11 protein-coding genes, 1 pseudogene, 1 CRISPR repeat array and 1 riboswitch are annotated in these 15,824 nt (G+C 38.0%); of the genes and pseudogenes, 2 read left to right on the top strand and 10 right to left on the bottom strand.

What is annotated here, in order from left to right; genetic code table 11:
• The first annotated feature begins 91 nt into the window (after positions 1-91).
• On the top strand, positions 92-364 hold the full coding sequence (cas2, locus tag VB733_RS12960) for a CRISPR-associated endonuclease Cas2 (RefSeq protein ID WP_323340541.1): 273 nt from the start codon (positions 92-94) through the stop codon (positions 362-364).
• A 265-nt stretch (positions 365-629) separates the two neighbouring features.
• Positions 630-2,823: a CRISPR direct-repeat array (repeat unit 37 nt; unit sequence ATCGCAATCAAAAATAATCCCTATCAGGGATTGAAAC).
• A 208-nt stretch (positions 2,824-3,031) separates the two neighbouring features.
• Here the strand turns inward: cas2 and VB733_RS12955 are convergent.
• The 7 genes from VB733_RS12955 to VB733_RS12925 all read right to left on the bottom strand — a co-directional run bounded on the left by VB733_RS12955 (position 3,032) and on the right by VB733_RS12925 (position 12,838).
• Positions 3,032-6,169 (bottom strand): MFS transporter, encoded by a 3,138-nt coding sequence (locus VB733_RS12955; protein ID WP_323340474.1) that lies wholly within the window; start codon positions 6,167-6,169, stop codon positions 3,032-3,034.
• Positions 6,170-6,409: 240 nt separating this feature from the next.
• Positions 6,410-7,528: a HAMP domain-containing sensor histidine kinase gene (locus VB733_RS12950; RefSeq protein WP_323340473.1), complete on the bottom strand. Its 1,119-nt coding sequence runs from the start codon at positions 7,526-7,528 to the stop codon at positions 6,410-6,412.
• Positions 7,529-7,583: 55 nt separating this feature from the next.
• On the bottom strand, positions 7,584-7,988 hold the full coding sequence (locus tag VB733_RS12945; protein ID WP_323340472.1) for a hypothetical protein: 405 nt from the start codon (positions 7,986-7,988) through the stop codon (positions 7,584-7,586).
• Positions 7,989-8,486 (bottom strand): Rab family GTPase, encoded by a 498-nt coding sequence (locus VB733_RS12940; protein WP_323340471.1) that lies wholly within the window; start codon positions 8,484-8,486, stop codon positions 7,989-7,991.
• A 19-nt stretch (positions 8,487-8,505) separates the two neighbouring features.
• Entirely contained in the window at positions 8,506-10,293 is a 1,788-nt protein-coding gene (locus VB733_RS12935) for an OmpA family protein (protein ID WP_323340470.1), read from the bottom strand.
• Positions 10,294-10,433: 140 nt separating this feature from the next.
• Positions 10,434-11,036 carry a hypothetical protein gene (locus VB733_RS12930; protein WP_323340469.1) on the bottom strand — a complete coding sequence of 201 codons (603 nt, stop codon included), beginning with the start codon at positions 11,034-11,036 and terminating at the stop codon, positions 10,434-10,436.
• A gap of 464 nt (positions 11,037-11,500) precedes the next feature.
• A complete protein-coding gene (locus VB733_RS12925; RefSeq protein ID WP_323340468.1) occupies positions 11,501-12,838 on the bottom strand; it encodes an ArsB/NhaD family transporter in 1,338 nt (445 codons plus the stop codon).
• 491 nt (positions 12,839-13,329) lie between these two features.
• Here VB733_RS12925 and VB733_RS12920 point away from each other — a divergent pair, with 491 nt between their 5' ends.
• Positions 13,330-13,458, top strand: a complete 129-nt coding sequence (locus VB733_RS12920) for a hypothetical protein (protein ID WP_323340467.1) — start codon at positions 13,330-13,332, stop codon at positions 13,456-13,458.
• Positions 13,428-13,618, bottom strand: a riboswitch (cyclic di-AMP (ydaO/yuaA leader). It overlaps the preceding gene by 31 nt.
• Positions 13,619-13,828: 210 nt before the next feature.
• Here VB733_RS12920 and rnc read toward each other — a convergent pair.
• The 3 genes and pseudogenes from rnc to VB733_RS12905 form a co-directional block, all read right to left on the bottom strand.
• Positions 13,829-14,506 (bottom strand): ribonuclease III, encoded by a 678-nt coding sequence (rnc, locus tag VB733_RS12915; protein ID WP_323340540.1) that lies wholly within the window; start codon positions 14,504-14,506, stop codon positions 13,829-13,831.
• A 117-nt stretch (positions 14,507-14,623) separates the two neighbouring features.
• A pseudogene (locus tag VB733_RS12910) lies at positions 14,624-14,953 on the bottom strand (Swt1 family HEPN domain-containing protein); the annotation flags it as partial.
• A gap of 130 nt (positions 14,954-15,083) precedes the next feature.
• Positions 15,084-15,680, bottom strand: a complete 597-nt coding sequence (locus VB733_RS12905; protein WP_323340466.1) for a Uma2 family endonuclease — start codon at positions 15,678-15,680, stop codon at positions 15,084-15,086.
• Positions 15,681-15,824: the final 144 nt, after the last annotated feature.

Here is a 15,824-nt window from a genome sequence, read left to right as displayed (position 1 = left end):
TCTAACTTTTTGATGAGAAACCGGGTTTCTCCCTGCGCGACTATTTCTCATAAGCTTTACTACCCTTTATCCCTCATATCCTTCATTTATGATGTTTGTTGTTGTTTCCTACGATATTCCTGAAGATAAACGTCGTACTAAAATTCATAAGATTCTTAAGTCCTATGGGCAGTGGATGCAGTATTCTGTTTTTGAGTGTGATTTGACCGATACTCAGTATGCTAAACTACGATCGCGCCTTTCTAAAGTGATAAAACCCAAGGAAGATAGCATTCGTTTTTATTCCCTCTGTGCTTGCTGCCAACCAAAGGTTGAGCGTATTGGCGGTGAAATGCCACGGGATAATACAATATTTTTTGCTTGATATTTGCTAGCTGTTTGCGCTAACCTGTGGGTGTTGGAAATTGTCTGCCAAATTTAGTACCTGAATTGTTGATTCTGTCTTGGTTTGAGCTATTTCTCCCTATTTTGAGGTTGGCGCAATTCTTGAAAGCTTTTCTATAATATGGGTTTCAGTTTTTTGTTCTTGGGGTTGCTCTTGACAAGCGATCGCTTGAAACAGTATTTTGAATAGAGTTAGCGCAACTGCACCTTGAAAACTAAATACAGTAAATGTTCTGTGGCGAGCCATCGCAATCAAAAATAATCCCTATCAGGGATTGAAACCAATTTTTGGACAGGTGTCTATATCTACAGAAGTATCGCAATCAAAAATAATCCCTATCAGGGATTGAAACACCACAACTGACATGCCCAGTAAAGATGGAATTGTATATCGCAATCAAAAATAATCCCTATCAGGGATTGAAACATAATATGGTCTAACAATGTACTCTTACCAGTAAATCGCAATCAAAAATAATCCCTATCAGGGATTGAAACAACACCTTCTACATCAAATTGTGATAATTGACGGACTGCATCGCAATCAAAAATAATCCCTATCAGGGATTGAAACAAATTTGAATTTTAGATCAGAAAAAATTAATGCATCGCAATCAAAAATAATCCCTATCAGGGATTGAAACCTGCGGGGAAAGTGCCGTTGCTAGCTATGGTTTTGAATCGCAATCAAAAATAATCCCTATCAGGGATTGAAACCCGCTCCAAATCCTTTTAATGGTGTATCTTTAGTTGCATCGCAATCAAAAATAATCCCTATCAGGGATTGAAACCCCAGTCTTTTTCTATGTAATTAGCAGCCCATTCTATCGCAATCAAAAATAATCCCTATCAGGGATTGAAACGAATACTTCTTGTAATTTTTCAACTCCCCATTTATAAATCGCAATCAAAAATAATCCCTATCAGGGATTGAAACTGAGTATTTATACTTAGTGAGGACTTGACTCGCATCGCAATCAAAAATAATCCCTATCAGGGATTGAAACCTAAAATTTCTTCACTTTCATCCAAAGGTAAAGAGTAATCGCAATCAAAAATAATCCCTATCAGGGATTGAAACCCATTCCATAGAAGTCATAGTATGCAAATTGTCACCAGGTTATCGCAATCAAAAATAATCCCTATCAGGGATTGAAACAGGGTACTCATTAATACCAAATAGATGTTTGAATCGCAATCAAAAATAATCCCTATCAGGGATTGAAACGCGGTAGGTTTGCCCCGATACTGCGGGCTTTTTCTATCGCAATCAAAAATAATCCCTATCAGGGATTGAAACGCGATCATCCCATACACCCAACGCCACGCGGGATGATCGCAATCAAAAATAATCCCTATCAGGGATTGAAACGAAACAAGGTTCGCCAGCGCATGAGAAGCCACAATCGCAATCAAAAATAATCCCTATCAGGGATTGAAACAAAGATGGATTCAGAGCAAACAAGCAGCATCAAATCGCAATCAAAAATAATCCCTATCAGGGATTGAAACGGAAAAGCTTGCGGCTGAAATTAAAGCTGATGCTAGGATCGCAATCAAAAATAATCCCTATCAGGGATTGAAACGTGCTGATAACTTAGCTAACTGTGCATCTAACTCTGATCGCAATCAAAAATAATCCCTATCAGGGATTGAAACCCAATTACTGCGTAGATGCTCTGCTTTTTCACAAATCGCAATCAAAAATAATCCCTATCAGGGATTGAAACCTTCCTCTTTAAGAGAAGTTGGAGTTTTGGTTTCATCGCAATCAAAAATAATCCCTATCAGGGATTGAAACAGGCAAGAAATTAAAGATGCGATCGCGGCATTTGAATCGCAATCAAAAATAATCCCTATCAGGGATTGAAACGCAATGTAGGCAACATGGTCGCCCCCGTATTTCTATCGCAATCAAAAATAATCCCTATCAGGGATTGAAACAAAAAGACATCATTGCAATCAAGTCGGGACTAGGATCGCAATCAAAAATAATCCCTATCAGGGATTGAAACAAACCCCGAAAAATCCCTGAAGACATTGATATAGCATCGCAATCAAAAATAATCCCTATCAGGGATTGAAACCCCAAAAAAGTAACCAACCGCATAATACTTTTTACATCGCAATCAAAAATAATCCCTATCAGGGATTGAAACAATATAAGCAAACGGTTGCCGAGTTTAGTTGTTATCGCAATCAAAAATAATCCCTATCAGGGATTGAAACCTCTATTTTTTTGTCAATAGTTTGTAACAATTATCGCAATCAAAAATAATCCCTATCAGGGATTGAAACAAGTTTATAACTATGATCTATTGGCTCAAAATAATCGCAATCAAAAATAATCCCTATCAGGGATTGAAACCCGCTAGACAAACTATAATGAGTGCTGCTGGTGCATCGCAATCAAAAATAATCCCTATCAGGGATTGAAACGCCTTTTGTATAATCTGATATTATATCTTCTGATATCGCAATCAAAAATAATCCCTAGACAAATCAATTACCCAAAACAAAACAGATCAACTTTTTTGGAGGGGGCTTGGGGGACGCAACCGTCCCCCAATCGGGGGTTTGGGGGAGAATCCCCCAAGTCTTGGTTCTCGACAAATCAATTCATGAACACTTTACGAGAAACCGCTAGCTATACAAACATAACCGCAACAGCACCACCGATCGCCGAAAATATCGCCGAAACCACAGCCGTCACAAATAACCACCAAGCAGCACTAGCTACAGCTTTGCGCGTTTCTTCAGCTTGACGCTGTGCCTGATGTTTTACTTCTTCTAAACGTCGCTGCGCTTCATTTTGAATCCGTTCGGCTCTTTGCAACACATTGTTACGTGCCCGTTCAATCTGATCAATAATTTGGTTGGCATCATCGGGAGAAATATCCTCACGAGAACTCATAATCGCCACCAGGGTATCGCGATTAAAAGAGTGCAATCTGTCCCGTAAAGCGTCAAAACCTGCTTGGGGATCATCTAATAACTGCCGCACATCCCGGCGAATGCTATCGTAGTTCAATTCAGGACGATCTAAAGAATTTAAGTAATTGCGGATGCGGGCAAAAATACCATCAATCACATCTTGCATCCGTCGCTGAATGTTGCGAACTTGCTCAACAAACTGCTCCCGTACCGAGATAATATTATCAGCGATTTGCTCAGCTTCAGTATCAGTAATATCTTCGCGAATCTTGAGTAAGGCAATAATTGTACCGCGATCGAAATGGGAAAGTCGTTCGGAAAAACTTTCGATTCCCACTCTAGGATCATGCAACAACAAATTAATGTCGCGTTTAATACTTTCTGGATTTAACTCTTCCTTCCCAGTTCCCCGTAAATATTCTTCCAAATATGCTTGGAATGTTTGCGCTCGTTCCTGTGTTCGAGCGGCTAATCTCCGAGGGGCGCGGATAATATCTTGAATCGAGGTTTGTATCGAATTAATAATTTGGTTAACTTGTTCCTCACTTAAATCCTGACGCTGACTCAGTAATTGTACTAATGTATCTCTATCAAATTGTGATAAACGATAGCGCAGAGAAATTAAACCTTGCTGAGGATTTTGCAGCAGTCGATTTAAATCTCTTTGAATGCCTTCGGGATTCAATTCATCCTTGCCAGTATTGCGTAAATAATCAGCAATTGTGGTGCTAACTGTATCATATTGTTCCTTAGCTCGATCAATTACAGCTTTAGGTGCATGTTGAACGTCGTGCCAGGTATGCTCCACATTATCAATAATTTGATTTGCTTCAGCTTCACTTAAATCTTGGCGTTGGCTAAGTAACTTCACTAAAGTATCGCGGTCAAAACGAGAGAGTCTGGCACGAATTGCAGCCATTCCCGCCTGTGGGTCATCAACTAAGCGTCTGATATCAGCACGAATCCCATCGGGGTTGAGTTCGGCTTTCCCCGTATTCCGCAGGTAAGACTCTAAATTCAGCCACAGCGTCTCTGCTTCATATTGAGCTTGTTCCGCCAGCCCTTTCGACTCAATTAAAACGCGATCGCGTTGTTTTTCTAACTGGTCGAGAATTGGTTCTACTTCCGGGAACTGAATGTCGTTGCGTTGGAGTAAAATCTCGCGCATTTGTTGACGTTCAACTAAACTTAACCTGCGTGAGAGGGTTTCGTAATCGGCATCTGCGTCTGTCAACAACGGCTTAAAGTTTTGCTCGATTTCTTCGGGAGTCAAACTTGATGGGGGAGTGACTAACAAATAGCTTTCGACTCGACGCTGTAAAGCATAGCTAATTTCCCGTTCTTCAGCAGCGATCGCACTAAGTAAAACTTCCTGGCGAATGGCTTCGAGGTGGTCGCTAACACGCTGAATTTCGCTCTGAGTCAACAATCCTCGTTGGTGTAAAATATTGGCAAAATCGTTGCGAGACAGAAGTTGTAGCTCTTGGCGCACCTGGGCGGGGTCAGCTGCGGGGTCATAAATAATATCACGAAATTCCCGATCAATTTTTTCGCGACTTAACTGCCAAGCGTAAGTATTGAGCAGATAATTTTCGACATCAGCCCGAATTAAGCTATAGGGTTGTTTTGGAGTAGGAATACCTAACTTATCGGCTTGTTCTGTAACTTTATTTTTCGCCTGATTTAAAGTTTCCAGAATTTTTTCGACATCAAAGTCTGATAAATCCGTTCTTCCCAACACAATCCCCGTCAGTGCCGAGATTCCCTGTTGCAACGTGCTTTGAATTGGACTTTTTTCTGCTGCTTTGTGGTCAGTTTTTTGTTGCGATCGCATTTCCGCAATCAAACTATCCAATTTGGCATTGAGTTCGTCAGTTTTACTCTGTCCCGGTTTGAGATTTTTGAGATAATCAACCAACTCACCCATCCGGTCTTGTCCCCCTTGATTGCGAGATTGTTGACTGACAACCTGCTGCCACACAGTATATAAAGTATCAGCAATCCGGTTCACATCCCGTTTCGATAAATCGGTGCGATCGCTCACCAAACTCACCAGGCGATCGCGACTGACGTGGCTACTGAGATCAGCAGTGCTGGTGACAGCTTTCAGTTCCGGGTCACTGAGTATATTCTCAAACTCACTCCTAATTTTGTTGACATCTAATTCTTGTGGGCGAACCTTTTCCAAGTAATCCTCAATATTCTCCCGGATACTCATCGGGTCAAGGGCGCTACCAAATTCTTTACGTAATGCCGCCGCCGCCGCCTCCGCAGTTGCAACAACTTGATTATTTACAGCCTTTGCACCCATTGCGGCAGTAGCTGTTCCCATAATTGCCTGGAAACCAGAAGTCGCAGTATTGATCACATTTCCAATTAAGGAACCGACTGTAGTCGAACTTACCCACACTAACAACAAGAAATAAGCACCCCAGATGACTAAACCCAGAATTGCCCCCAAACTAGGGCTAAGTATGAGCAAGCTGAGTTTGACAGCCAAAAAAGAAGCGATCGCCAGGGCAATAGTGACGGTGATTACAGTCCACAAGCCCACAGCAGTACCGATTTTACGGATTGTACCGCCAAAACTGCCAGTTTCCCCATGACCCGAATCAGCATCGGCAGTATGTCCTAAATAGGAAATCCCCGCCGCAACTGAGAGATTAGTTAAAACGAACTGAATTGCAAAAGCGAGAATAACACCAGCGATTAAAGCCACAAAAAAACGAGGTCCCGAAGTAAATATTGAAGTTTGTGCTGGTGAAATTTGTGTAGTGTCTACCGAAGTTTGCAAAAACCACATTATTGGTGGCTTTACTAATCCCCATGTGATTGTGATACTTTGAAACATCGTATTTTTTTCCTCTATTCCTTAAACTTGGTGGGATAAAATTACACGAAGCTATAATTTTTTATCTATAGGAATACAAAACTCCTAAGTCTTAAGAATCTTGTAAATTGCCTATCTTCGGCATCCCTCCTTGGGTTTAAGCCTCTCTCCAACGACAGGTAGAAGTTTTTTTAATTTGAGGTATCTGAAGAGTGCGATCGCTCTATCGATAGATATTTACATGTAAAGATTTATTAAAAATTAACCAATTTTCACCTTTGGCAAACGGAACCAGAAGCGAGAACCGCCATCAGGTAAAGGAGAGTAACCAATTTCACCTCCCCAACGTTCAATAGTAATCCGACAAAAATATAGTCCAAGACCAATACGACCTGTTTTTTCTTTTCCTTGAGAGAACTTTTGAAATAAACTTGCGATCATTTCTGGTGGTACTCCACTACCTTGATCATTAATATGCACAAGAATAAAATCATCATCCTGATGCAAGTCAATCACCACAGCAGACTCGCTGGGACTATAGCGAAAAGCATTTTCAGCTAAATTGGAAATCACTCTTTCTAAACGTGATTTATCAGCAATTACTCTCCAATCTGCATTGACATCAACATTATCAGCTAGTTGCAGTTGCATGTGATTCAGCGCAAAAGTTGGTGTTAATATTGCGATTACCTCTTGAATAACGTTCAAAATATTCGGTGCATTTTTAATATCGACATCAAAAGATTCAAACGATCGCACTTCCGCAGAAAATGCATCCAATACTTCTCTAATTAGCATTTCTTGCTTAATTGATTGTTTACGACCTATTTCTAATCTCTCCTTGCCTTTGGGGGTTAAATTTTCTAATTCTAATAGGGCTAAACAGCAATTTATGCCACTGAGTTGACCGGCAATATCATGAATAATACAATGAATGAGAATTTCTTTTTTTTGATTTTCTTTCAATATTTGATAATAATTTAAATTGTTGACACGAGCTTGTTGAATTATTGAAAACTTTTCGATATAATCTTCATCTAATAATTTAATAACTAATATTTTCTGATTATTAACACAAATGGCTGATGCTTCAAAATAACATTCTTTACCCCCTAAGTTCTGTTCTACCCATATTCCCGACTTCATCGGAAAATTCTCATTTCGCTGCCAAAATTCCTCTGCATCAACCAAGAAATTTTCTAAGAACGGAAATTGCTCCTGGGGAATTAAGACTTCCATCCCTAATGTGATTTTACTCTTACAAATATCTTTTACCCAAGCAGGGATACTAGCACTTACACGGAAACGACCTATATTAATATATTCTAAAACCAAAACATTTAAAGCTGCAAATAGGTCTGCGGTAATATAGTTGTTCATAATGTCAACATGCCGCTAATAATTTTACTGAAATTAGAAGATTGATTAAAATTGATTAAGATTGATTGAGTATTCGAGTTATTTTTTCATCTCTGAGAACAGATTCATTTGCATATTGTTGAATTAATGATAATTGTATTTCATCAATTGTGGCATCCAGCAGTAATACCCAATCACCTTCTTCGGAGGGGAAAATATGAATATCTGCACAAATACCTTCTTCTGTTTTCAAGCAGGGTAGAAATAAAGGAAAATCATCTAAGGGTAGGAGTCCTTCTAAAAAGAAAATTTGCTGTTCAATCCTCTCTCCTTTGTGTAAGTTCCTAACTCCGTAATCTGCCAATTTACCTCCCCAAGATGATAGGCATCCATCTTTTGTGACGAGAAGATAAGCTAGCGAACGACTTTCGAGCATGAGATTCATAAGATAAGTAATTACAGATATGGGGACATCTAACATTTACCCCTCCAAGATTTTTTGAGCAATAGTTTCAAAAACTTCTTCCACTCCTTTACCTGTTTTTGCGCTAGTTTGAATAATAATCCAGCCTTTTTGTGCTAATTTCTCTATTTCTGCTTTATCAATTTCCCATTCATCCATTAAATCAGATTTGTTAATAACGAGAATAAAGGGAACCTTACCAATAGTCTCTTCGACTCGCGCTTGTAAGCTGAAGGCTTTTTCCAGGGTATTGTAACGAGTAACATCCACTACTAGTAAATAAGCAGATGAACCTCGTAGATAGGACATACGTACTTTTTGAAATTCATCTTCACCATATAAATCCCAAAGAATGAGATTGAGTTCTTTGCCATGATAATTAATAGTTTTTTTATCTATTTTGACACCTACCGTTGTTTGATAATTCTCCGAAAATATACTATGAACATATCTCGCCACTAAACTGGTTTTCCCAGTTGCAAAAGCACCCACCATACAAACTTTTTTCTGAAGCATATAATATATTAGTAATAAATTATTTATTTATGTTTGTGATACTAAGCTTAAAACTAACTCGACGATTGATATCTATATCTTGATTTTCTCTTGTTGTGGATGAACTCAGCGATTGATTTGCGCCTAATCCCTCTGTGGTAATTTTGTTTTGCTCCAATCCTCGCGCTATTAAGTAATATTTTATTTGCTCTGCACGCGCTTGACTTAACTGCAAGTTGTATTGTTCACTTCCCGTAATACTTGTATGTCCGATAATATGAATATTGATGTTTTTCTGCAAATATTTTGCTATTAAGATACTTTTCTGTAAGTTAGCAGCAATTGTTTCCAATTTAGGTTTCTCGCTGGCAATTAACTCTGTTTTACCTTCCTGAAATAAAAGTTTCTCGCGTTCTATTTCTGTTTGATACTTTTCCAATTGACTAATATCTAGATTAGTCAGTTGACTCTCTTGAAATTGATTGATTCCGGGAATAAAACGCCACATATTGCGCGCTTCTAATATCCATTTTTGAGGCGCTGAACCAGTAGCATAGAGAATACCAGTATTTTCTACTTTGAGGGAGACTGTTGGAGGTGGTTGCAGTAATGCTTCGGCACGTTTAGTAATAAATTCAGGTTGTAATGAGAGATAAGGTTCCAATTGAGGATTAACTATTTCTGGATTTATATTATGTTGTTTGAGGATTTTGCTGACATCTACAGCCAAAGGGTCACGCATTCCAGTAATGATGTATTTGCCACTTTCTTTATGAACTTTAGTAATTGTTATTCCTGATTCGGAATTGAGTTGTTTCACAAAAGTATTCCACTGCTGCTGTTCGCGAATTGTTAAAGCAGTCCAAACACAGAAGCCAAAGGTAATTAATCCAATTAATGTATATGCATATGTATAGTTTCTTTTTGGGGGAATTTTATAGCGAACTTCCAGGCAATTTTCCAAGTAGGATTGGCTGAGGTTAAATGGTTCTGTTTCGCCTTGAAAATTGTAAAGTTCGTTGTCGAATCGGAGATGAATTTTTTCTATAGCATCTTGAAATACTAATCTTAGTTCTTGAGGCGCATTACCGCGAATAATGCCCGCAATTACTGCTGCTGGTCCTTCTTCTATCCAAATTGTGAGTTCGCCAAAATTTAGGGTTTGTAATCGATCGCCATTTTTGACATTAAACGAGTCGCGCACAAAGTCTTGAATAGCTGTTAGCATTGCTGAGACTAAATCGGGGTCTTGTGCAGCTACTTGAGGTGCGACAATATGCTGAAGTAATAGTCCTGTATTTTTGTGGATGAGAAATACTTGTTCGACTCGGTAAACAAGGGTGCGAAGCATGACAACTTCTGCGAAGCTTTTTCCTGTTTGTCGGGCTTCGAGTCGCCATTTAAAGCTTTGAATTGATAAACTATGCTCTAGAGTTTGATTCAATGATTGAATCATTTCTTCTAATGCAGTAGCGATCGCTCTTCTTGTGGATGGTCCCATTATGGGGAAAATCGCGTCGGAAAGCACGTTTAAGTCTTTTTTGACGGATGCTTCTACGGCTTGCTCAATAGTGGGCACCATTGCTTCAACTAACTGCTGATCTTGGAGCGATCGCAATATTACTGCTTCTGGAAGGACGCGACTAATATCTTCTGGTTTAATTTGCTGATTTTCAAGATATTCGTATATTTGATGGAGCTTATTTGGTTCTACCCCCAATAACAAAGCGCGAAGTTCGTCAAGTTCGTCTTTGATTTGTTCTTTTGATTCTCGATAATCTGCTTTTGGGGATTCTGTGGAAAATCCATTTGTGGAAAATTTAGTCATTTACGAAATCCCCCAGTCTGCGAGTGAGAATTAAAGCCCATTTGATTTGATACAAAGTGTGAAACAACGACTAGTTACTCACAGCATTGTCGCACAAGGAATCTGTATAGAACACTACTTCTTGCTAGTTATTATAAAAATTACTGGGAATTTAAACGAATTGCTAACTCGCTTAATAAGTTTGCGAGAGTCGAACGGTCTGTTTTTGTAGTCCGTAGTTCTGTGGCTTCACGGCGTAATATTTCTAATATTTCCTCATATTTCTGTAATACATCATCCTGTAAACTCTTCGATTGATTGAGAATTTGCTCGCGAATTTCACGCTGGCTATTACTTACCTGTTCATCAAATTGAGTCAGTCTCTTTTCTAAAGCTGTAGTAATTTTTTTATTTTCTTCTGCTAGATTTTGCAAACTCTCATCGCGATTACTTTGTTCTTGTTTCATGCGTTCGGATAGCAATTCTAATTCTTGCTTAATATAGCTTTCGATATTATCCAAACGTTTTTTATTATCTTCACGTAGGTTAACTAATTCCTTTGACAAGCGTTCTTCTAAACGGGCAAACTTCTTTTCCACATCCCGTAATTGATTGCCAAAGAGAATGTCTCTAACCTTGTCTAAATTATTGATTCCACCTACTTCATAACCGTTGTTTGCTAATTTACCACTGTGAACTGAACTTATCTGTGTAGAATCCATAACATTGCGATCGTTGTTCTGTTCCATTTCAGGCGACTGCATAATCTAATCCTAATATTTGCGAGATAGGCTTTATTTCCCAAGCAAATTTTAGCACTTGACAAAAGCGGAGTATTTTTCTACACAAAATTTTTACACATCAATACAAATCAGGACTTCTACCAGGGCTATAAATTTACATGATGAGTACGTAAGTCAGACAATTATTCAGTTTTAGTATTTGCATAAAAATAAATTGAACAAGTAGTGTGGAGAGGAGTTTCCGGGGAGACGTTCTTCACGAAAAACTCCGGGGACGGAAAGCCTACCTTTGGAAAATAGCAAGCGAGAAGCTGGCACTACTTATTCTTACATGACTTCTTAGTAGAAGAATACAGTTGTTTAGAATCCCAATGAAAATTCCAGGATTTTCGTCAAAAGAAGTAATTACTTTATTTATCTCCTGCTATTTATCTGCCACTGACTTATCATTAATATTAATAATAATCATCTTACTAAAGTAATAATTAAAGCAGAAATCGGAACAATATGTACAAAGCAGATGTAGTGAGTTGTAGCAACATTAGGGGGATGCCGTAATGTAAGAAGGTTTTGAATGATATCCGTCGTCCATGCTGTTCCGAGACACCGGCAGCAACAATATTTGAGGATGCCCCCACTAATGTGCCATTACCTCCTAATGTTGCACCAAACATCATTGCATAAAATAAAGGTAAAACCTGAATAGGTAACTGCCCATCAAAATTCGGTTGAAGAATATCTGCTGAGACAAATCCAACATTAACAAGATACTGTTTGAGCAGGGGTACCATTGCGACTACCAAAGGAATATTGGGAATGACACTTGATAATATTCCAATAAAAAATACTAAAAATATCGAACCGAAGACAATATTTTTGCCTAAAAATACCGATAGAATCCCAGATAAACTATTAATAACGCCCGTTTTTTCTAATCCTCCAATTAAGACAAAGATACTCATGAAAAAGATGAGGGTACTCCAGTCAACATCGCGAAGAATATTATTCACGGAATCGATACGGCTGTGATGTGCAAGCAGCATTGCTAAACCCGCACCTAAAAGAGCAACAGCAGCAGGTGAAACCTTTACTGGTAATTGTTCACCAATCACAAAAAATAACAAAACTAAACCAACAATGACAGCACCTAATGTTAAAACTCGCGGATGATTAATTTGGGGATGGGGTAATTCTTCCAGGTTTGCAAGTTTTGTCTGCCAAATTTTCCGAAATAAAATCGGTAAGATAGCAACAACTACAATTACTGAAATTACACCACCTAAACTCAAGCGGACTAGATAATCGGTAAAACTTAAATTAATGGCATCTCCAACAATAAAAGTTGCAGGATCGCCAACAATTGTCAATAACCCTGAACTATTGGCAACAAAGACTAACAAGATTAATAACGGGACAAAATTTACCCCTAATTCTTCCGCCATTGGAGGGATAAGAGGAGCGATTAACATTACTGTTGTAGCATTTGGTAAAACAGCACAAATCGGAGTTGTAATTGCCACAATCCCTAATAACAAACGCTTGCCTTCACCTTTAGCGATAATTACTAATTGTGTGGCTAAATAATCAAAAATTTTAGTCGGTTCAAATGCTCTTACCAGAACCATGACTCCAAAAAATAATGCCAAAGTACCATGGCTTTTGCCAATATAACCCACAGCATCCTGCAAAGTCATGACATTAGTAAATACAAGCAACAATGCACCTAATAAAGCGGTAATTGTTAGGTGTATCCATTCAGTCATGATTAGAAATATGACGCAAGTAAACGTAATAATGCTAACTAGTGCTTGCCAATTTTCCACTGAAAACCCCTAATAAAAAATCTGAAATTTGTACTTAATGAAATGATAAATTTAGAACAGAATATAGAAAGACCAGAATACAGAATATATAGCAATTATCAGGGTAATTACGATAACCGCAAAAACTCAGATAATTCTTGAATTAAGTAAGCATGAAGATGACTGCTATATAATTACATCTACAGGACTGCCAGTTATGTAAAAGCTCTACAATTCAATGCATCCAAATAAATTTTCGGCAAATTATTAAAGTACAAGTAACTCTTACACTTTGCATCATTCAACCTAATATTTCATTGCAAAATTCATCAGCAATAATTAAACTCGCCATTGCGAAATACTTGCTAAAAATAATAATTTTTGCAGCATAATTTGCTGTTTAAAACTGAATTTCCTACCTGTGATTTGCGATCGCAATTAGCCCTAGCGCTAAATATCTTCACCAGCGACTGTTATTACATACAGCCGCCAAATTCCATTGAAATATCATTATGCAACCTCAGCAGTGTTTAATTGCAGGTAAAAAAATTGGAGCAGTACCAGCCAAGGATACCGACAAGATTGCAACATCAAAAATGCTATCTTTTCAGTTTCCTCTCAATGCCGACGAAGTTAGCTGACGGGCTAGGGCTGAGAGATGCCCCTCTCTAGAAAGTTATGAGTCCTGGTAATTGAGTGCTGAGTGCATCAGTCCAACAATATTCACAACTCCTAACTGTTCAAGAGATACGCCCCAAAAATTGGTTCCTCCGTTCCAGTAACTTAAAACTTATTTCACGCTGATTAAAGGATGAAAAGCTACTGAATTAGGCTGACTTACTCTGACCTGAACCATCACTCTACCATTACTTGATGATTAATTTCATCTAATCGTCTATAAGTATTTCCTATAATTATTCTTTTTAGTAATTAATAATTTTTTTGAAAATCTATTACTTTAGATAGATGAAATGTATTTTTGCTGAAAATTAAAGGTTGCAGGAATTACATTTACTCATCACAATTTACTCTTTTAAGTGCATCTTCTGCGGCTGCTTTCTCAGCCTCTTTCTTATTCTTTCCTTTCCCAGTTCCGTATGATTTTTCACCAACATATACTGTCGCTAAAAATTCTGGTGCGTGTAAAGAACCTCCAGTTTGAACTGTTACATATTTAGGGGGATTTGGAGTGATGTTACGTTGCACCCATTCTTGAAAGCGATTTTTGGAATCGACGGTAGAACGTGATACAACTACACTTTCGGGGACTGAATCAAACAATGGCTCAATAATTTTTCTGACTGCTTCTATATCTGAATTATGATCCAGGTAGTAAGCAGCGACTACTGCTTCAAATGTACTACTAAGAAGGTTTTCATTTTGAAAACCACCTTCACGAATTGCACCTTTACCAAGGCGCATTCTAAAATCTAAGCCAACTTCTATAGCGAATTTGGCAAGTTGTTTCTCATCAACTAATGCCGAACGTCTGCGGGTTAATTCATCTTCACTTTTTTCTGGATAGCGGTGAAACAAATAATGTCCACTCAAGTAATTTAATAGTGCATCACCAAGAAATTCTAAACGTTCGTTATGTTCACCTGCACTTGGATTTTCATGGACGTAGGAACGATGGGTGCAGGCTTGGCGTAAATATTGTTCATTTTTGAAATGTAAAAGCTGATGCATTTTATTATAATCAGTCTTAGATGTAAGTTCTTCAGATTGCAGTGGTGCTAACATTTGTAAAACTTCTTGTTTATGCTTTTCAATAATCTCAACTTCAGATGCAGCAATAGCTTTGAGTAGTCTAGAAACACTATCTAAAGAACGATAAGTATCATCTGTTGAAAAACGAGTTTGATGTGCCCATTTATTACGCACTTCGAGCAGTTCACTAGCTAATGCACGTACACCAAGAGTGAATCTCTTTTTAAATACAGGCTCCCATTGCTTTATGATTAGCTTTAATAAAGCAGAGATATCTTCTTGTAAAATTTCTTGTGAGTGCCGTTTTAAGGTCTGATCATCTAATAGATTTGACATCGTACATTTTAACCAATTTCCTCCATAAACCTTTTTCATTTCCTTTTCTACATAAGGATACAACGCTTGTAATAGAATAAGCAGAGCCATCCTGACTCTTTCATGATTACTAATCGACATATTAGTATCTTAGTTGTGTAGTAATATACATATCACTTATTATCTGATAATAATATTTTAGTCGCCATAGTTTCGGCGAAAATCATTGAATTTGCCGACATCAAGCATCATATATATTTGTTTGGGGTGGAAATATTGTGCTTAAATCCAGGGATAAATCAGGGAAGCAAGGTAAATTTACAGTTTGATTATATAAAATAATTTGTTTTTTCAAGTAACCATATCTATCTTGATTATGTTGATAAGGTTCACTATATTCCTCAAGATGACTCTCAACTAAATTAAATATCCAATAATTAGAAATTCCAGCTTCAGCATAAAGCGCTAATTTGACATTTTTGTCATAGTCGAAAGCAGAATCTGACACCTCTATGACTAATAAAATATCCGTCGCTAAAGGATGTGTCGCCAGATAATCATCATCTCGATTATTAACAATCGCAAAGTCTGGTTCTGGTTCGCTATTTGACAATAGAGTAATTGGCGCTTGTGATTGTAAAGTCGCTTTATCTCCTACTAATTTGGGTAATTCTTTCCATAATCTTCTTAAACATGTTTCGTGTGCTTTTCCTTTCGCAGCCATCTGGATAATTTCCCCGCGAATTAATTCAATATGGTCATCTTCGTGGAAAAATCCCATGTCAGTTAATTTGTGGTACTCAGCAAGTGTAAAACGTTTAGTTTGTACGGTAGCCATAATTTTCTCAATTAGTGCCTAAAAAGTTGCTGCGGCAGAGGTTGCCTTAACTGCTATTCTAAAGATGAAGTTCTCAAGATTAAAGCCCGATCGCGTTTACTAAACCCCTGGGTACAGTATCGCCCTGCTGACAATCAATAAAAT

It is taken from the genome of Calothrix sp. UHCC 0171, from assembly GCF_034931845.1.
GTDB lineage: Bacteria > Cyanobacteriota > Cyanobacteriia > Cyanobacteriales > Nostocaceae > Brunnivagina.
Note: the sequence above shows the minus strand (reverse complement) of the source record. Positions and strands in the feature narration are given on the sequence as shown.